Below are 17,566 nucleotides of genomic sequence, written 5' to 3'. Positions count from 1 at the left end.
CTGTCACCCTACATGTCAAAGTTGATCATCTTTTTCATTACCATGATGCCCATGCCCATCATCCCTGCGGCCATGGCCAGGACGAGATGACCTGTCTCTGTAATGAAAAGTTGCATGATGTAGTCGGGCGTCGTGAGGAACACCATGACGCCCACGGCGAACGGAAGGGAACCGATGATCATGGCCGAGGCCTTGGCTTCAGATGACAGGGCCTTGACCTTTTCCCGCATCATCTTGCGTGCACGGATCACGGTCGACAGGTTGCCCAGAGCCTCGGACAGGTTACCCCCCGCCTTGCCCTGGATCAGCAGCACGATCACGAAGAAGTTCACTTCCTGCAGCGGCACGCGCTTGTAAAAACTGTTCAGTGACCGCTCCAGGCCCGCGCCCATGGCGAGGTTGTCCGCCAGCGAAATGAACTCCTTGCGGAGCGGCTCGGGGCTTTCCTTGGCAATGATGCGGATACATTCATTCAGCGGCAGGCCGGATCTCACACCCCGCACGATGATGTCGAGCGCATCGGCGAACTGGTTGATCATCTTCTTGTAGCGGCCCTTGGTCAGGAAGCCGAGGATGAACCGTGGCAGGCCAAGCGAACCGGCGAGAAACGCGCCGGCAATCAGGACCGGCTTGCTCTTGAAGGATATGCCGGAAATGACGAGGCCATCCGCGCCGGACAGGTAGATGAGGAAGGCGCACACGATACCCAGCACCAGTGAGCCGATCCAGAAAGCGGATACGGGCAGTTCGAGGCCAGCCTGCGCGATCTTCGAGGCAACGTCGCGCGGCGCGATGGACCGGCGGCGCTCCTTGTCCTGCTTGCGCAGGTTGTCGAGCATTGCCTCCGTTTTGGCGCGCCGCTTGGAATTCTCGTCCTGAACCTTGCCGCGCACCTTGCCGGCTGACGCGCCTGCACCGATGGCCCTGGCACGCTTCTTGGCCGCATCCCCTTCCCCGCTGGTGAACGCCAGACCAATGCCCGCCAGCGCCACAAAGGCGAGACCGGCAACAGCGTAGATCATCAGGGTGCTATCCATGGATCAGCTCCCCAGCGCGTCGAGCGCCGCCGCGAGTTCACGCTCAAGATTGTAATAGGACGCACGCTCCCAGAAGCGCGGACGGCCGACACCCGTGCCACGGTGGGCGCCGATGATCTTGCCGTTCGCGTCCTCGCCATCCATCTCGAACTTGAGCACGTCCTGGAGCACGATCGTGTCGCCCTCCATGCCCATCACTTCGGTGATGCACATGATGCGGCGCGAACCGTCACGCAGGCGCGAGGCCTGGACGACGATATCAATCGAGCCGACGATCATTTCGCGGATCGTCTTGGCGGGCAGCGAGAAGCCGCCCATCGTGATCATGGATTCCACACGGCTGAGGGCTTCGCGCGGGCTGTTGGCGTGCAGCGTGCCCATCGAACCATCGTGGCCCGTGTTCATGGCCTGGAGAAGGTCGAACGCTTCCGGTCCGCGAACCTCGCCGACGATGATGCGTTCCGGGCGCATACGCAGGCAGTTCTTGACCAGTTCGCGCATCGTGATCTCGCCGGAGCCTTCAATGTTCGGCGGGCGCGTTTCAAGGCGCACGACGTGCGGCTGCTGCAGCTGGAGTTCGGCGGAGTCTTCGCAGGTGATGACGCGCTCGCCGGGCTCGATAAAGGCCGTCAAACAGTTCAGGAGCGTTGTCTTGCCCGAACCCGTACCGCCGGAGATGAGAACGTTGCAGCGCGAATGGCCGATAATGCGCAGCACTTCGGCACCCGCCTCGCTGATCGATCCGAAATTCACGAGGTCCTGCAGCTGCAGCTTGTCCTTCTTGAACTTACGAATGGTAAGTGTGGGACCGTCAATCGCCAGCGGCGGCGCGATAACGTTTACACGTGAACCGTCGAGCAGGCGCGCGTCACAGATCGGTGAGCTTTCATCCACGCGGCGGCCAACCTGGCTCACGATGCGCTGGCAGATGTTCATCAGCTGGGCATTGTCACGGAAGCGGATATTGGTCCGCTCGATCTTGCCGTTGACCTCGATATAGGTCGTGTCCGCACCGTTGACCATGATGTCGGCAATGTCGTCGCGCGCCAGCAGCGGTTCGAGCGGGCCATAGCCCAGCACGTCGTTACAGATATCGTCGAGCAGCTGTTCCTGCTCGGAAATCGACATCAGCACATTCTTGATGCTGATGATCTCGACCACGATGTCGCGGATCTCTTCGCGCGCGCTTTCCGCATCAAGCTGGGCGAGCTGCGAAAGGTCGATCGTGTCGATGAGTGCGTTGAAGACCGTTGTCTTTGTTGCGTAATATTGCTCGGACTGCTGGTTGACCTTGCGGACCGGCTCCGGCTTGATTTCCGGTGTCTTGATCTTGACGGGCGCACCCGCGCTCAGCTTTGGCGCACCTTTTACATGGACGGGATCAGGCGCTTTCGGCTTGGACACCTGAGGACGCGGCTGCGCCACGGGAGCCGCCGGTCTGGGCGCCGCTGGTGCTGCTGCATCTGGTGATCCGGAACGCTTGCCGAAGGCCATCTAAGGGCCCCTTTCGATTGAGGTTACTTGCCGAGGAGTTTGTTGAGGAAAGACTTGGCCGGCTTTGCGACGACCCGGCCGGTCAGAACCGTGGCCAGATGGTCGATCGCCATGGAGGAACGTGACGCTGCATCCGTCTCGGAAATCATCTGGCCATTATTGGCCGCCGTTCCGAACAATTCCGGTTCGAAAGGCAGGATGATTTCCGGCTCGACGCCGATGGCCGCGGCGAAATCCTTGATCGGGATTTCCGGGCGTTTCGGAACCCCGCTCATGTTGATCACCAGCCGTGGCGGATTATCGTTCGGGCGCTGGCCCTTGAGCTGGTCGATGAAGTTCTTGCCGTTGCGCAGCGAGGCAAGGTCCGGCTGGCAGACGATGATGACTTCGTCAGACGCGACCAGGGTGCGCTGCACCCAGCGGCTCCATGTATGCGGCAGGTCGAGCACCATATAGGGCACGTTCCGGCGAACGCTTTCAATCACGGTCGTGAAGGCCTCGTCGGGGATGTCCATGATCTGGTTGATCGAGGCGGGCGCGGTAAACAGCGACAGCCTGTCGGTCGCCTTGGCAAGCAGACGCTCGATGACGGCATCGTCAGCGCGTTCAGGCGCCAGCAGGGCATCAGCAATGGTCTGAGGGGTTTCCTGGTTGAAATCGAGCGCCGTGGTGCCGAAGGAGAGATCAAGATCCACAAGCGTCGTGTTCACGCGCGTGTTCTCGGCCAGCGCCCAGGCCAGATTGTGCGCGATGGTGGAGGCCCCTACCCCGCCCTTTGCGCCGATCACGGAAATCTGCTTGCCGACAAAGGGCCTGTCCGGGTCGACGAAGAGGCTGGAGATGGACCGGATGATCTGGATCGGCTCGAACGGCGGCACGAGATATTCGCTGACACCGCGCGCCACGAGCTGGCGATAAAGCTTGATATCGTTGACCACGCCAACGACCATGACCTGGACATTCTCGTCGCAATGCTCGGCCAGCGAATCAATTTCGCCGAGGATCTGCTGCGCGTTGGCCGAGGACTCGATCATCAGCAGGTTTGGCGTCGGATTCTGCTGCATGTAGGCGATGGCGGCCGGAATGCCGCCGGGAATGGCCTCCAGTGTGGCGCGGCCCATGCGGCGGTCGCGGGCGCACACATCCATCATCATGCGCGTTTCCTCGCGCTCGTAGAAAACCTTGATGGAAATCGCCGGCAGAGGTGCGTCGCCGCCATTGAAATCAGGCATCGTGAAGATCGGCTGGTCCGACAGGACAGGCTTCTGCTCAGGCGCCGCCAGCAGGTCATCGCTGCTCATGAAGCTGTCGAATGCATCATTGGCTGGAGCATCCAGGGCATCGATTCCCTGATCTTCAGCGAAGACATCGTCGAAGTCTGCGTCGAATTCGTCTTCAAAGAGCGCTTTCTCTTTCGACATTATACTTTCGTCCTTCTATTCGACGGGCCGCGCCTAGTTGACCGCACTGGAGATCGCGCCGGATTCCGCGGATGAGCGGGCCGAAGCCGTTGAATCGCCATTGCGGAACTTTTCGAGAATGACCTTTCGGCGCAGCGCGTCGCCCTGATCCAGATCACGTTGTCCCAGGAGATCGGCCGCATCGGCGATCATTGCCGCCTGATTTGTACGGATCGAGCAGCCAAGGCTGGGCATTTCATTGTTCGACCTGATATCGGCCACGTCATATTCCGCCATCGACTTGCAGTCGGGCTTGACCGCGTCATACACTTGAAAGGCCATGATCATGGGTTCGGACGCGTCAGAGTCGGCGCCATGACTGCTGCCAGCGATCTCGTCATATTCGACACCATTCTGCCAGGCGATCTCGCGCGCGGTCACGATGGCCTCGACAGCCAGCTGCGAATTGTCGCTCGTTTCAGGCAGCGAGACGATCAGTGGCCCATGGCCCTTGACGCGATAGGTGCGCACGAAATCCTCGATGCGCGCCTTGTCCTTCAGGCTGAGCTCGCTGGTCATCGGGTCGATGTTGATTTCCAGGAATTCGGTCCGCTTGGTCACGCCGATGGCATTGCGATCCAGCGCGGTGCCTTGCAGATAGGATGACGGCACAGCCGTCGGCGCCTGGCTTGCACAAGCTGTCAGGCCGACCAGGCACAGGCCCGCGGCGATCAGAGTATTGGCTGTCTTAAGCGTCGGGTTCATTCGGATATCCCTTACTCTTCAATAAATCCAACGGGTGAACGGTAGTTTTCTGCGTCCACGGGCGCACCGTCCTTGCCGTATTGTTCGTTCAGCTTGCCGAAGAAAATCGTCTTCGCATCAGACGCATTGGCATAGCCGTCTGCCGGTGTGCGCAGCTGGTCTTTCTGGGTCGGATCCACCAGGTAAGGCGTCACGATCACGACCAGCTCGGACTCGTCCTGCAGGAAGTCACGCGACTGGAAGAGCGCGCCGAGGACGGGCAGTTTCTTGAGGCCGGGAATCTGGTCCAGCGTCTGGCGGGTCTTGGACTGGATCAGGCCGGCCATCATCATCGACCCGCCTGAAGGCAGTTCGATCACGGATTCGGCGCGGCGAACGGAAAGCGCCGGAATGGTGATCCCCGCGACCTGCTGGATATTGCCATTGGAATCGATCACGGACTGGGTGTTGCCCTGGAACGATCCCTGCGAGGTGAGTTCCGATACTTCCGTTGAAACCTTGAGCGAGATGCGCCCTTCGGACAGCACGACCGGCGTGAAGCCAAGGCCCACACCATAAGGCTTGAAATCGATGGTGACGTTGCCGTTCTTGTCCTGGCCAACAGGCACAGGGAATTCACCGCCCGCCAGGAACTTGGCACTCTCGCCCGACATGGCGACAATGTTGGGCTCGGCGAGCGTCTTGACGATGCCAATACGCTCAAGGGCATCGAGGGCAACCCCGACGCTCGACTGCAGATCGTCTCCAACATAGTTGGAATAGGTCAACGTGCCACCGAGACCACCCAGCGCCCTGCCCTGAATCGGGAAGCTGTTGCTGGCGCTGACAGTGCCTGAAAAGCTCTGCGGCAAGCCGGGGAAAAGGCCCGTGGTTCCCGTGTCTTCGGGAATGCCATCGCCATTGGTGTCGGAAAACAATTGCTTCTCGACCAGCTTGGCCATGTCGCCAAAGGCGGGCGTGCCAGACAGGCTGATGCCCAGCTGCTTGATGGCCGTGCGCTGCATCTCGACTATGCGCACTTCCAGCATGACCTGATCCTTGGCGGCAATCTCGACCATATTGACGATCTGGGTCTTGTCATCTGCGCCAAGAAAAGCAGAGACAAGGCGCTCGACCTGATCGCTTTGCTGCATGTCATCCACGCTGCCGGTGATCAGCACATTGCCGTTCAGGCCCTCAACATTGACACGCGCATCGGGGATATGCCGCTCAATCAACTGATGAAGGCTGGTCATGTCGGTTTCGACATTGATTTCAAGGTTCAGCAGCTGGTTTCCGTCACGATCGAAGACGAAGGCATTCGTCTGGCCGTACTTCACACCCCGGAAGATGATCCGCTTGGACGTTTGCACCACAGCATCCGCGATGGCCGGGTTCGTGATCACGACATCAGCCGCCGGATATTCCAGATCGATGATGAGAGACTTGTTGAGCCCAAGCGTAACTTGTTGCGACACGTTGGATTGCCCGGGCGCGGTGATGACCGTTCCCATGTCATTGGGCGCAGCCTGCGCGAAACACGGTCCGAGAACCGCGGCGGCCAACAGAAGGCCCGTCTTCATGGGAGACCGAAATGCCATGCTCAACTTCCCCCAAGCCCTGTCGTCGTGGTCACCGAGCCATTGCGAAAAATCGTGATGCCGCCCTGCATGCCGGAGCCGCCGTTCAGCATGTCCGTGCGTGAATCCCGTTTCTGGTCGTCACCTGAGTCAGACCAGGGCCGCAGGGCCAGCGAGAGGCTTCCCATTCTCTGGGCCTGCGCAATCAGCTCGGCTTCCTTTTCGGTCAGCTCAAGCGTCGCGGTATTGCCAATCTGGGAAGACCCGCCATTCTCATCAGGCTTGAAAACCTGATCGATCGCCAGAACGCGAACGTTCTTGATGATCGTGGACGTCGAAGGTCGCTCGGTCATCATCTGGTCTGTCTGGACCTGAATTTCGTGCGTAAGGATGACGTCAACCTTGTCATTGGGCAGGATAAAGCCGCCCGAGGCTGACTCGGTGGATATCTCGACAGACATCGCGCGCATTCCCGGCGACAGGATCGCCGCCATCACGCTGGAATCGGATGCCAGGACCAGTTTCGCCGGATTGATCGGCTCGCGGTCAAAGATGGGTATGCGCACAATGGCGCCAGTCACCCTTTCAATGGCATCCGGATCCTTGGCTTCGGTCAGATAACCCTCTGCAACATTCGCCTTCGGCCAGGGCGCCCATTCGAAATCGCTGCTCGCAAGCCGGTCGCCGATCTCGAGCTTGCGCCGCGCGACAAGAACCTGGGTCTCGGAAACTTCCGTGACCTGGGTCTGGATCTCGGGAACAATCTCGGTGACCGTTGTCGGTTTCGCCATATTGCGCACCAGGAAAGCGGCAGCCATGGCTGCCATCGCAGCACCAACCAGAATTATGAGACGCATGGGCGACATTAGCGCCACTCCCTGTAATGACTGAACCTGGCAGGTGATCAGCGACTATGCGGACCCCCCGTCCAATCAGGACATTTCCATGATTGGGCCTAAGGCTTGGTTAACTCCATGCACTCACTTGGTTTAATAAATCAGAAAGAAATGGAGACGCCGAAGCCGCCATAAACGTCCCGGCCGCGATCGCCACGCCATATGGAACGCCGGCATTCTCCTCGAAAGGTGCCCGTACGACGCCAGGCACAGCAGCCGCAGGTACCGTGCGGCGCACCGCCAGGATCAGGAGGGCGCACGCGCCACCTGCCAGAGCCATGCTGAAAACGAAAGGCACGCCAGCCTCAGGTCCAAGCCACAACATCACGGCGGGGATCATCTTGGCATCCCCTCCCCCAAAAATCCTGAAGGCGAACAGGCCAAAGGCGATAAGGAACGCCAAGGCGGCAATCATCAGGTGGCCACCGAGGATTTCGAGTGGCAGACCCGAAACCGCCGCCGCAGGAATGAACAGGCCCGCCAGCGCCAGATTCAGCCAGTTCGGAATGGTCAGTCTGTTCACGTCATGGATTGCGGCCAGCAGGCACAAGGCCAGAAACAGTCCGGCAAGAATATTCAAGATCATTAGCATCGCCCCATTGTCCTGCGTTCGAGCGCAACTCTGGGCGAAAAGACTAAAGGAAGGTTTTACACACTTCGCATCGACCGTCTGGCTGACGACAGCCAAAAAAGGAAAGGCCGCCAGGTTTCCCTGACGGCCTTTCCCCAAACCTTAGAGGTTCAGACGATCAATTACTCAGCAGCTGGTGCTGCGCCCATCGATTCGGAAACCGTGGTGAACGTCGCGTTGGCGTTCGTACCAAGGGCGGTAACACCACCGATGATAGCAACTGCGATCAGAGCAGCGATCAGGCCGTATTCGATAGCCGTGGCGCCGGATTCGTCTTTAAGAAAACGTGCAAACATTGGAAACTCCCATCATGCGATAAAAAAGTTCCAGACATTCTTTTCTTTCTGGAACACTGCTGAAATTACAGGACTATTCCAAATATCAGATGAAGGAATCCAGATAATCCGTGAAAGCAAATGAGTGATTCGTTTACCTTCTTTGCATCCGCTCACCGCGAATCTCGGCGTCTATAGAATAAGGTCACTTCTGAGCCGATTAGGAAACGAGCAACCTTCTTCATACAAAGGTTTTTCTCAAGCAAATGGTGGAGCACCGACAATGAACATCCTTGCCAAATACAGCATGATCGCATTGGCAGGCTCCCTGTTCGCCGCTTCAGCCGTCGCACAGAGCATCTCCGTAGAGGCGAACAAGACAGTTCCCGTACGCGTCCCCGGCTCAGCCGCAAGCATCGTTATCGGCAACAAGAACGTGGCAGACGTTGCGGTACACAATGAACACCTGCTATTCATCACCGGCAAAGCCTTCGGCACGACGAACCTGATGATCTTCGATTCCGCCGGAAACCAGATCCTGTCCTCCGATGTCGTTGTGACGGCCAATTCGTCAAACCTCGTCACCGTCAACAAGTCGGGCCAGAGCTTTACCTATGACTGCGCCCCCGAATGTCGCTCGGTGATGAGCACGGGCGATTCCGGTGAATACTTTGACCAGATTGTCAGGCAGCAAAAAAGCCTGCAGACCCTCAACGACGGCAACTAGTTATCGCTCATGACGGCTGGCGGCTTACATGCCGCCGCCCGTGAAATCGGTAAAATTTCATCAACTTGCTCAACCCGGCACAAACTCAGACCTGATATTGAAACAATACTGAGACACGAGTCTGATAGGGGTGACGTCATGTTCTACACCGGTCTGGGTATCATCACGCCCCGTATCATGCGGACGTGGCAGGCGTATGCGAAAGACCGTCGCGGCCTTGCGGCGGTCGAGTTCGCCATGGTCGCAGCGCCTTTCTTCCTGCTTATTTTCGGCCTTCTTGAAATTTGCGTTCTGTTTGTTGTCTCCACGATCATGGAACATGCCGTTGCCGAAGCTTCCCGCCAGATCCGCACGGGTCAGGCACAGGAAAATGGCTTCAATGAGCAGAATTTCCGGACTTCCGTGTGTGACCGGTTCATGGGCATACTCGATTGCGATGCCAAGCTGCACATTGACGTAAAGGCCCTGAACGGGTTTTCGGCGGCCAACATCGACATGCCGCTGGATGAGGATGGCGAGTTTGATGCCGACGGTTTCGGCTACGATCCGGGCGGTCCGAATGACATTGTCGCTGTACGTATCTTCTATGAGTGGAGTCTCATGACACCTGTGATGTCGGCACCGCTGGCCAATATGGCGGGCTCGAAATTCCTGGTGCAGGCAAATGCCGTGTTCCGCAACGAACCTTTCGGAGATTAGCCGATGTCAGCCACATCACTCCTTTTGCGCCTGACGCAGCGTAGCCAATGGCGGGGCATCAAGGGTCTCTGCTATAATGAGCGGGGTGTGTCAGCCGTCGAATTCGCCCTGATCGCGCCTGTCATGATCCTTGTCTACTTCGGCTGCATCGAGCTTAGCTTCCTGATGCGGGTTGATCGCCGGGTCACTTCAACCAGCGCCAGCCTTGGAGATCTCACCGCCCGCCTGTCGACGGTCACTGATGCCGACATGCATGAGATGTTCGATGCCGCCAAAGTCATGATGCAGCCCTATGATGCAAACGCTGCCAATCTCCGGATCACCAGCCTTGTCGACAGTGGCGACGGCCACCCGAAAGTTGCCTGGTCGGATGCCTACAATCTCACGGCCCTTGCGCCAGGCACCAGTGTCGCGGTGGAACCCGGCATCGTCCCCTCCCCCGGCTCCGTCATCATGGCGGAAGTCTATTACAACTATAAGAGCCCGTTCGGTTACGTGCTCCAGACCGAGCGCACGGTGTCGGATACGTTCTATCTTCGTCCCCGCCGCGTGAACGAGATCAACCGCACGCATGACAAGAACACCAATGGCAACCCGTTCGGCCCGACCAGCTAAGTCGCGAATGATTGCGCACAAGACGCAGCGTCCTACCCTATAAAGAGGAAACGCCGGCAGCCGGCCTCCGTCAGGAGGCCGGCCTGTCTTTTGCGTTAATTGTGGTGAGCATCGCGAGCCCCAGGAAGAAGAGGAGCGCGATCGCCGACATGCCGATCCGCTGGTCCTGAGACCATTTGGTGAAATACTCGATCAGCAGCGGGCCCATCCACACCGTGATCGTTCCGGCGATCGCGAAGAGACCAAAGAACTCGCCGCGCATATGCGGCGGCGCGACATGCACGACCATCGAGCGGCTAGACGAGATATTGGCAGTGGCAAAGATCGCGATCAGCATGCCCTGCACGAGGTAGGCAAGGTCAGACAGCGTTCCGAAATACGGCCAGTCAAACAGTTCCACATTCGGGATCAGCCCGAAGAGGATCGTCTCCTTGGTGATCGACAGGCCATAGAACATGACGACGACAATCGCCGACAGTTCGAAGATCAGCGCATTCTTCGGTCCCATGCGCCGGTCCAGCCAGCCGCCAAAGATGCCGCCGACAACGGCCCACATCGACGCCCAGATCGCATAGACGGTCAGCTCGATCAGGCCCCAGCCGAGGAACAGGCTGACATAGACCGCGCCAACGGCCAGCAATGCCGCCATGCCATCGGCATAGAGCGTACGTGCGATCAGGAACTTGAAGGCCTCGCGATGCTCGCTCGCCCGCTTCACCGTACTGATCACGCCGCGCACGCCATCGCGGAAGGCCGGGATGATGGGCGTGCCCTTAATGCCGGTGTCCTTGGCGTAGCGGAAAAAGGGAAAGATCATGATCGCGAGCCAGACAGCGCAGAGCGGTCCGGCAAGGCGGAATTGCTCGAACTTTGACGTGTCGATCCCGAAGGCTGCCGATTTGAACGGCCAGTGGATCACGTCCGGCAAAGCGAACAGCAAGACGATTGCGATGAACATCAGCGTAGCCGCACCGTTGCCGAGCGCTAGGCCAAGGCCGGAAACGCCCGGCAGGGCCTCAGGCCGCGCCGCGTCCGACAGCATCGAATTATGCGCCACCTCACTATAGGTGTAGGATACATAGGCGATGATCAGCAGGCCCATGATCATGGGGATCGAGAGACCTGCATTGCCGGGGATCGCCCACCAGAGCATGAAACTCGCTGCGGCCATGACGGCCATGTTCATGAAGATGAACGGCTTGCGCTTCAGGCCGCGATCAAAGGCGGCACCGAGGAAGGGCGCGGTCAGCGCCGCAATCAGGCCAGCCCATTTGGTGACAGCCGCGACGGTCGCCTGCCCCTGCGCACCCGCAACCGCATTGGCCTTGGCCGGGTCCATGCCGTCCAGCGCGCCGCTGGCCAGCAGGTTTCCGCCGATGATGTCACGCGCGAAATAGGGCGCGAAAATATAGATGACGATGAGAATGTAATACGGATTGCGGGCCCATTCGAACCAGGCCCAGGCGAGGCCCGTCTTGCCGGTTGCGCCACCTTCACCGCCTCGAACAAAGCCCATCTGGGCATCCTCGATTTCGGCCATCTGGCCCTCCGTCGCTGGCAAGGTCGGTTCGGTAATGTCGCTACTCATAGACTGCTCTCCCGGTGCGCTCTGAGCGGCGCTCGGGGACAACCGTGCGACATTCCGTGGCGCGAGGAAAGGTCTTTGACAGCGATCAAGCTACTTTGCGTCGCGTCACCTGCTATGGCTGCTACAGTTTGGAAGCGAGCTCGCCGGCATATTTTGTAATGTCCCCCGCTCCGAGACAGACGACCATCGCACCCGGCTGGGCCACCTTGCGGACCATGTCCGGCAAGTCGTCCAGCGAGGCGAGGACATGCGCGCCGCGGTGGCCGTGGCGCTTGATGCTCGCGACCAGTGCATCGCTCGTAATGCCGTCGATCGGCGATTCGCCCGCTTCATAGACAGGCGCCACATAGACTTCGTCGGCGGCATCGAAGCAGCGCGAGAATTCGTCAAACAGGTCGCGCAGGCGCGTGTAGCGGTGGGGCTGGCAGACGGCAATCAGCTGGCCCTGGCCAAGCATGGCGCGGGCTGCCTTGAGCACGGCGGCAATCTCGACCGGGTGGTGGCCATAGTCATCGATGATCCGCACCGGGGCCGCGTTCGGACCCTTCGGTGACCATTCCCCGACCGTTGTGAAGCGACGCTTGACCCCTCCGAAGCCCGCAAGGGCCGTGCGGATCTGGTCATCGCTCGCGCCAAGCTCCAGCGCCACGGTAATCGCGGCCAGCGAGTTCTGCACATTGTGCTCGCCCGCCATGGGCAGGGTCAAGTTGGCAATGATGCGCGGCGTGGCTGAACCGGGCCGGCGCAGCGCGACATCGAAATGGGCCCCTTCGAGATCGGTGTTCAGGTTGATCGCGCGCACATCGGCCTGACGGTTGAAGCCATAGCTGATCCGGCGGCGGTCAGTGACGCGGGCGGCGAGGTCCTGCACTTCAGGATGGTCGGTGCAGAGCACGGCAAAGCCATAGAAGGGCAGGTTCTCGACGAATGTGTCGAATGCCTCGCGCAGCTTATCCATGGAGCCGTAATGGTCCATGTGCTCCGGGTCGATATTCGTGACGATCGCGCAGGTCGGGTGCAGCTTGGCGAACGTGCCGTCGCTCTCGTCGCTTTCGACCACCATCCAGTCGCTCTCGCCGGCTTTATAGTTCGAACCATAGGCATGGATGATACCGCCATTGATGACCGTCGGGTCGATGCCGCAACCGTCGAGCAGGCAGGCGACCATGCTGGTCGTCGTCGTCTTGCCGTGCGTACCGGCCACGCAGACCGTGTATTTGAGGCGCGTGATCTCGGCGAGCATATTGGCGCGGCGGACAACGGGGATGCCTGCAGCCCGGGCGGCCAGCACTTCCGGATTGTCCTTCTTGATGGCGGAGGAAATGATGACCGTTCCGGCTCCCTTCACGTTCTCGCCCTTGTGACCGATGAACACTTTCGCGCCTTTCTCCTGCAGGCGCTGGACGTTGGCGCTTTCGGAAATGTCCGAGCCCTGGACCTGATAGCCCATGGTCAGCATCACGTCGGCGATGCCGGACATGCCGATGCCGCCGATGCCAACGATATGCGCCGGGCCGAGGTCGAAAGGAGTGGGTGAAGCCATGAAGAAGACCGATCCGTCAGAGAGAGAGTGTCAGCGATAGCGTTACCGCGCTGCGCATTCCGTAGGCAAGGACCCGTGCCCATTGAAATTGCCAGCCCGGCGCGGCAAGCTGCAAGTTCGCCACCAATCGTGGCGATTGATTGACGCAATCAGAGGTGCTTTGGGGCGCTTTCGGGACGTGGGGACCTGTCGATGAAAATGCACCTTGCAGAGCTCAATATCGGCCGCCTGCTCGCGCCTACCGACGACCCGCGCGTCAAGGATTTCATGGACAATCTCGATTTCATCAACGGCCTCGGCAAGTCCATGCCGGGATTTGTCTGGATGATGGAGGGCTCCGGCGAACCCGGCACAGGCAATACCGAAGCGAAGATCGACGGCGACCCGCAATTCGTGTCGAACCTGACCGTGTGGGAAGACGTGGAAAGCCTTGAGCGCTTCGTCTGGGGCACCGTCCACCGCAAGTTCTATGAGCGGCGCGAGGAATGGTTCGAGATACTCGGCGGCATGCATTTCGTCATGTGGTGGGTGCCGGCCGGGCACACACCGACGCTGGATGAAGCGCTGGAAAGGCTTGCCGCACGCGAACGCGACGGCGATTGAGATGCCGCTTTCGGCTGGGACTGGCTGCGCGCGGCGCAGATGCACAAGACCCACGGCTGCCGCCCTTCGGCCGCCTAAAGCTCAGCCACCCGTTCGGCCATGTCGGCGAGGTCTGCGGCTGCATTCATCTTGCCCGCCGATTTCGCGGCGGCGGCGCGTTTGCGCAGGTCGTCGCCATGTTCCAGGCGCACGGCGATCAGGCTGCCGAGCAGTTTGGGATAGAGATTGGACTCCAGCACCATGTCTGCCGCGTCGACATCCGTCAGCGCTTCGGCATTGGCGGCCTGATGGTCGTCCATGGCGATGGCGAGGGGGATCAGGATCGACGGGCGCCCAACGACGGCGAGTTCGCTGACCGTTCCCGCGCCTGAGCGCGCCACGACGAGGTGCGCCGCCGCGAGGCGTTCGGGCATGTCGCTGAAGAAGGGCGCGAGATCCGCATCGACACCGGCGCGGCGATAGAGGTTGCGCACGCCCTCCATCTGCTCCTCGCGCACCTGCTGCACCACTTTCAAACGGGCCCGCAACGGCGCAGGGATATGATCGGCGATGGCCAGCGGTACCGTGTCTCCAATAATGCTGGACCCCTGGCTGCCACCGGTGACGAACAGGTTCAGCTTGCCGTCGGTGGGGGGGTAAGGCTGATCGCGCATGGCAATGATGGGCGCGCGCACCGGATTGCCGATGGCCATATGGGCAGCGCCCGGCGGCAGGTAGTCGAGCCGGTTGAAGCCGCTCGCCACCAGCTTGGCATGGCGCGCGAACTGGCGGTTCACCCGGCCGAGCACCGCGTTCTGTTCATGGATGATGATCGGCACATTCAGCCGCTTGGCCGCCGCCAGCGCAGGATAGGCCGGATAGCCGCCAAAACCGGCGACGAGCGCAGGCTTTGTTGCCTTCATCAGCTTGGTCGCGCGGCTGATACCGGCATTGATTTTCAGGGCCGCTGCGGGAAGTGTCCACGGCTTGCGGAAGTTCGGCGAGGCGGCTTTCACCTCTTCCTTCCAGGCGGCGGGGAAGTCAGCGGCATAGCGCAGCCCGCGGGAATCCGAGATCAGGCCCACGGTCCACCCGCGCGCACGCATCTCGTCGGCGAAGGCGCGCGCCGGGAACATGTGTCCCCCCGTGCCGCCTGCCGCGATGATTACCAGCTTGTCGGAGCTACCGTCACCCATACCGTCCCCTTGTGCGCGTACCTTGTCCGCGCACAAGTGCCAGTGCAAGCCCGAGTGTCAATGCCGTGCCGATCATAGAAGAGCCTCCATACGATACAAAAGGCAGTGTCATGCCCTTGGGCGGGATCAAGGCTACATTTACGGCGATGTTTATGGCCGCCTGAAGGCCGAATAATGAAAACAATCCCGCAGCGGCCGCGCGCGCATAACCGTCTTCCAGACGGGCCGCCGCCCGGAAGCCGCGCAGGACCATGAGCGAGAAAGCCGCGAGCAGGACGATGGCGGCCACAAGGCCGAATTCCTCGACCATGACGGAGAAGATGAAGTCTGTATGCGCGTCCGGCAGGCTGGCTTTCACAAGCCCCTCCCCCGGCCCGACACCGAACAGGCCGCCGCGCCCGATGGCCTCGGCCGCCTTGTCGATCTGGTAGGTGTCGTATTGCGTCGGGTTGAAGAAGCTGTTCACCCGCGCCCGCACATGCGGCAGCAACGCATAGAGCAGGCCCGAAAGCCCGGCCCCGCCCCCGGCAAAGGCCGCAGCCCAGCGCCAGGGCAGGCCGCTGATGAAGAAGGTGATGACGAAGGCCGCCGTCAGCAGCACGGACTGGCCGACATCCGGCTGCAACAGCAAGAGGCCAAGCGTCACCGCATAGAAGAGAAAGGCGATGACCGCCCACGGCCCGCTCGGATAGGCCTCGCGCTGGGCCAGCAGCCAGCCGCTGAGCACGATCAGGGCGGGCTTGACGATTTCGCTTGGCTGCAGCGAGAAGCTGCCAATCCGGATCCAGCGCTGGGCGCCCTTGGCCTCGTAGCCGAAAACAAGGATCCAGATCATCAGCGCCAGCGACACAAAGAAGATCACCGCTGCCGCCCGCCGGGCCCATGTCTGGTCAAGCAGGCTGAAGGAGACAAGGATGACCGCTGCCGCCGCCGCAAACACGGCCTGGCGGATGATGAAATAGTATTCGTTGTCATAGCCGATGCGGATCGCGGCTGTTGGCCCCGCTGCCAGTGACATGAGCAGGCCAATCCCGATGAGGAAGAAGGCCCCGCCCATCAGGCCCCAGTCAATCGTGCGGCGCCATTCGGTGAGCCAGGACGTGTCCGACCGGGCAAACTGCAAGGCGGTCGGCGCTGGGCTCAAGCCATCACCTTGAGCTCGGCGGGCATCATCGACTGGACAATCGAGCGGAAGACATCGCCCCGATGCTCGAAATCGCGGAACTGGTCGAAACTGGCGCAGGCGGGCGAGAGCAGCACGATGGCGCCCTCCTCACCTGCGGCCTTGGCATCCCGAAGGGCGGCCGCGACAGCGTTCTCCAGCGTCCCGCATTTCTGCAGCGCGACCTTGCCCTTCAGCGTGTTGGCGAAGGCGTCTTCGGCTGCGCCGATCAGGTAGGCCTTGGCAATGTTCGGGAAGAGCGGCGCGAGAGGCTCGATGCCTTCGGCCTTGGGAACGCCGCCCGCAATCCAGTAGACATTCTTGAAGGCCTTCAGCGCCTGTTCGGCAGCCTGGGCATTGGTGGCCTTGGAATCATTCACGAAGCGCACGCCATCAATGGTGCCAACCGTTTCGAGGCGGTGCGGCAGGCCGGGGAAGGATTTGAGTCCGGCCATGATGACCCCATGCTCGACGCCCAGCGCGCGGCAGGCGGCATAGGCGGCAGCGGCGTTCTGGTGATTGTGCTTGCCGGGCAGCGCCGGGCATTCGGCGAGATTGCCGATGAACTCGGCCTTGCCCGACTGGTTGTCATAGAGCTTGCCATCGATTGCACTGACGCCCCTGCCAAGGGCATAGGTCGACGAGGCATGGACAACGCGGGCCTTGCCTTGTCCGGAGAGGCCAATGGCGATCGACTGCGTGATGACATCGTCAAAGCCGACAATGGCCACATCGCCCTTCTGCTGGTTCTGGAAGATGCGCATCTTGGCGGCCTGGTAGCCTTCCATGCCGCCATGCCGGTCGAGATGGTCCGGGCTCATGTTGAGCAACACCGCCACATCGCAGTGCAGGCTTTTCACGAGGTCCAGCTGGTAGGACGAAAGCTCCAGCACATAGACGGCGTTGGCATGGAGGGCAGCAAGGTCCAGCACGCCGGTGCCGATATTGCCGCCGATGCGCGCGTCGCGCCCGGCCTGTTTCAGGATATGGCCGATCAGCGAGGTCGTGGTCGACTTGCCATTGGTGCCGGTGATGCCGATGATTTTCGGGCGGCCGCGTTCCGGCAGCGACTGCACGGCGCGGGCGAAGAGTTCCATGTCGCCGACAACCGGCACGCCTGTCATTTCGGCCATGCGCACGATGCGGTGCGGCGCCGGGAACTTGTAGGGAATGCCGGGCGACAGGACGAGCGCGGCAAAGGTCTGCCAGTCGCGCTTGTTGATGTCCGACAGGGTGAGGCCCGCCGCTTCGGCCTTGTTGCGTGTTTCCTCATTATCGTCCCACGCATGCACGCGTGCGCCGCCCGCCTTCAGCGCTTTTGCTGCGCTGAGGCCTGTCCGGCCAAGGCCAAACACGGCGACATCCCGTCCTGCGTATTCCGTAATGGGGATCATGGC

16 protein-coding genes and 1 pseudogene are annotated in these 17,566 nt (G+C 60.6%); 4 read left to right on the top strand and 13 right to left on the bottom strand.

What is annotated here, in order from left to right; genetic code table 11:
- Nucleotides 1-8 precede the first annotated feature (8 nt).
- The 8 genes from HY30_RS13405 to HY30_RS19770 form a co-directional block, all read right to left on the bottom strand.
- On the bottom strand, nt 9-1,037 hold the full coding sequence (locus HY30_RS13405; protein WP_241765723.1) for a type II secretion system F family protein: 1,029 nt from the start codon (nt 1,035-1,037) through the stop codon (nt 9-11).
- Between the two features lie 3 nt (nt 1,038-1,040).
- Entirely contained in the window at nt 1,041-2,531 is a 1,491-nt protein-coding gene (locus HY30_RS13400; RefSeq protein ID WP_034741398.1) for a TadA family conjugal transfer-associated ATPase, read from the bottom strand.
- Nucleotides 2,532-2,554: 23 nt separating this feature from the next.
- Nucleotides 2,555-3,952 (bottom strand): CpaE/TadZ family protein, encoded by a 1,398-nt coding sequence (locus HY30_RS13395; protein ID WP_034741395.1) that lies wholly within the window; start codon nt 3,950-3,952, stop codon nt 2,555-2,557.
- Nucleotides 3,953-3,985: 33 nt separating this feature from the next.
- Complete coding sequence (locus HY30_RS13390; RefSeq protein WP_051615472.1) at nt 3,986-4,696, bottom strand: CpaD family pilus assembly protein; 711 nt, start codon at nt 4,694-4,696, stop codon at nt 3,986-3,988.
- Between the two features lie 11 nt (nt 4,697-4,707).
- Nucleotides 4,708-6,276 carry a type II and III secretion system protein family protein gene (locus HY30_RS13385; RefSeq protein ID WP_034741392.1) on the bottom strand — a complete coding sequence of 523 codons (1,569 nt, stop codon included), beginning with the start codon at nt 6,274-6,276 and terminating at the stop codon, nt 4,708-4,710.
- Nucleotides 6,277-6,278: 2 nt separating this feature from the next.
- Nucleotides 6,279-7,121: a Flp pilus assembly protein CpaB gene (gene cpaB / locus HY30_RS13380; RefSeq protein WP_034741389.1), complete on the bottom strand. Its 843-nt coding sequence runs from the start codon at nt 7,119-7,121 to the stop codon at nt 6,279-6,281.
- Between the two features lie 100 nt (nt 7,122-7,221).
- Nucleotides 7,222-7,737, bottom strand: coding sequence for an A24 family peptidase (locus HY30_RS13375; protein ID WP_034741647.1), 516 nt, complete (start codon nt 7,735-7,737; stop codon nt 7,222-7,224).
- Between the two features lie 167 nt (nt 7,738-7,904).
- Nucleotides 7,905-8,078, bottom strand: coding sequence for a Flp family type IVb pilin (locus HY30_RS19770; RefSeq protein ID WP_081812238.1), 174 nt, complete (start codon nt 8,076-8,078; stop codon nt 7,905-7,907).
- A gap of 262 nt (nt 8,079-8,340) precedes the next feature.
- On the opposite strand from HY30_RS19770, the gene HY30_RS13370 reads away from it, so the two are divergent.
- The 3 genes from HY30_RS13370 to HY30_RS13360 all read left to right on the top strand — a co-directional run bounded on the left by HY30_RS13370 (nt 8,341) and on the right by HY30_RS13360 (nt 10,098).
- The gene (locus HY30_RS13370) at nt 8,341-8,784 is read left to right on the top strand and encodes a pilus assembly protein N-terminal domain-containing protein (protein WP_034741386.1); all 444 of its coding nucleotides are present in this window, start codon (nt 8,341-8,343) and stop codon (nt 8,782-8,784) included.
- Nucleotides 8,785-8,922: 138 nt separating this feature from the next.
- Nucleotides 8,923-9,483 (top strand): TadE/TadG family type IV pilus assembly protein, encoded by a 561-nt coding sequence (locus HY30_RS13365; RefSeq protein ID WP_081812237.1) that lies wholly within the window; start codon nt 8,923-8,925, stop codon nt 9,481-9,483.
- A 3-nt stretch (nt 9,484-9,486) separates the two neighbouring features.
- Entirely contained in the window at nt 9,487-10,098 is a 612-nt protein-coding gene (locus HY30_RS13360; protein ID WP_034741383.1) for a TadE/TadG family type IV pilus assembly protein, read from the top strand.
- A gap of 70 nt (nt 10,099-10,168) precedes the next feature.
- Here the strand turns inward: HY30_RS13360 and HY30_RS13355 are convergent, their stop codons facing one another.
- Together HY30_RS13355 and murC are read right to left on the bottom strand one after the other, a co-directional pair.
- On the bottom strand, nt 10,169-11,686 hold the full coding sequence (locus HY30_RS13355) for an MFS transporter (RefSeq protein ID WP_241765721.1): 1,518 nt from the start codon (nt 11,684-11,686) through the stop codon (nt 10,169-10,171).
- Between the two features lie 121 nt (nt 11,687-11,807).
- The gene (murC, locus tag HY30_RS13350; protein WP_034741380.1) at nt 11,808-13,229 is read right to left on the bottom strand and encodes a UDP-N-acetylmuramate--L-alanine ligase; all 1,422 of its coding nucleotides are present in this window, start codon (nt 13,227-13,229) and stop codon (nt 11,808-11,810) included.
- Between the two features lie 192 nt (nt 13,230-13,421).
- Between murC and HY30_RS13345 the strand changes: the two are divergent.
- Nucleotides 13,422-13,910: pseudogene (locus tag HY30_RS13345) on the top strand (DUF3291 domain-containing protein).
- Here the strand turns inward: HY30_RS13345 and HY30_RS13340 are convergent.
- From HY30_RS13340 to murD, 3 genes are read right to left on the bottom strand one after another with little or no spacing between them, the layout of a single operon-like run.
- Nucleotides 13,907-15,007: a UDP-N-acetylglucosamine--N-acetylmuramyl-(pentapeptide) pyrophosphoryl-undecaprenol N-acetylglucosamine transferase gene (locus tag HY30_RS13340; RefSeq protein WP_034741377.1), complete on the bottom strand. Its 1,101-nt coding sequence runs from the start codon at nt 15,005-15,007 to the stop codon at nt 13,907-13,909. The pseudogene HY30_RS13345 and the gene HY30_RS13340 overlap by 4 nt on opposite strands.
- The gene (locus tag HY30_RS13335; RefSeq protein ID WP_241765720.1) at nt 15,000-16,151 is read right to left on the bottom strand and encodes an FtsW/RodA/SpoVE family cell cycle protein; all 1,152 of its coding nucleotides are present in this window, start codon (nt 16,149-16,151) and stop codon (nt 15,000-15,002) included. The genes HY30_RS13340 and HY30_RS13335 overlap by 8 nt, the downstream gene beginning before the upstream one ends.
- Complete coding sequence (gene murD, locus HY30_RS13330; protein WP_034741373.1) at nt 16,148-17,563, bottom strand: UDP-N-acetylmuramoyl-L-alanine--D-glutamate ligase; 1,416 nt, start codon at nt 17,561-17,563, stop codon at nt 16,148-16,150. Before murD ends, HY30_RS13335 begins: the two co-directional genes overlap by 4 nt.
- Nucleotides 17,564-17,566: the final 3 nt, after the last annotated feature.

Source organism: Hyphomonas chukchiensis, from assembly GCF_000682695.1.
GTDB lineage: Bacteria > Pseudomonadota > Alphaproteobacteria > Caulobacterales > Hyphomonadaceae > Hyphomonas > Hyphomonas chukchiensis.
This window is presented reverse-complemented; position numbering and strand designations above follow the sequence as displayed.

Coding starts and splice junctions, on each gene's coding strand:
- HY30_RS13405 (WP_241765723.1), bottom strand. CDS start 1,037: ATGGATAGCACCCTGATGATCTACGCTGTTGCCGGTCTCGCCTTTGTG.
- HY30_RS13400 (WP_034741398.1), bottom strand. CDS start 2,531: ATGGCCTTCGGCAAGCGTTCCGGATCACCAGATGCAGCAGCACCAGCG.
- HY30_RS13395 (WP_034741395.1), bottom strand. CDS start 3,952: ATGTCGAAAGAGAAAGCGCTCTTTGAAGACGAATTCGACGCAGACTTC.
- HY30_RS13390 (WP_051615472.1), bottom strand. CDS start 4,696: ATGAACCCGACGCTTAAGACAGCCAATACTCTGATCGCCGCGGGCCTG.
- HY30_RS13385 (WP_034741392.1), bottom strand. CDS start 6,276: ATGGCATTTCGGTCTCCCATGAAGACGGGCCTTCTGTTGGCCGCCGCG.
- cpaB (WP_034741389.1), bottom strand. CDS start 7,121: ATGTCGCCCATGCGTCTCATAATTCTGGTTGGTGCTGCGATGGCAGCC.
- HY30_RS13375 (WP_034741647.1), bottom strand. CDS start 7,737: ATGATCTTGAATATTCTTGCCGGACTGTTTCTGGCCTTGTGCCTGCTG.
- HY30_RS19770 (WP_081812238.1), bottom strand. CDS start 8,078: ATGTTTGCACGTTTTCTTAAAGACGAATCCGGCGCCACGGCTATCGAA.
- HY30_RS13370 (WP_034741386.1), top strand. CDS start 8,341: ATGAACATCCTTGCCAAATACAGCATGATCGCATTGGCAGGCTCCCTG.
- HY30_RS13365 (WP_081812237.1), top strand. CDS start 8,923: ATGTTCTACACCGGTCTGGGTATCATCACGCCCCGTATCATGCGGACG.
- HY30_RS13360 (WP_034741383.1), top strand. CDS start 9,487: ATGTCAGCCACATCACTCCTTTTGCGCCTGACGCAGCGTAGCCAATGG.
- HY30_RS13355 (WP_241765721.1), bottom strand. CDS start 11,686: ATGAGTAGCGACATTACCGAACCGACCTTGCCAGCGACGGAGGGCCAG.
- murC (WP_034741380.1), bottom strand. CDS start 13,229: ATGGCTTCACCCACTCCTTTCGACCTCGGCCCGGCGCATATCGTTGGC.
- HY30_RS13340 (WP_034741377.1), bottom strand. CDS start 15,007: ATGGGTGACGGTAGCTCCGACAAGCTGGTAATCATCGCGGCAGGCGGC.
- murD (WP_034741373.1), bottom strand. CDS start 17,563: ATGATCCCCATTACGGAATACGCAGGACGGGATGTCGCCGTGTTTGGC.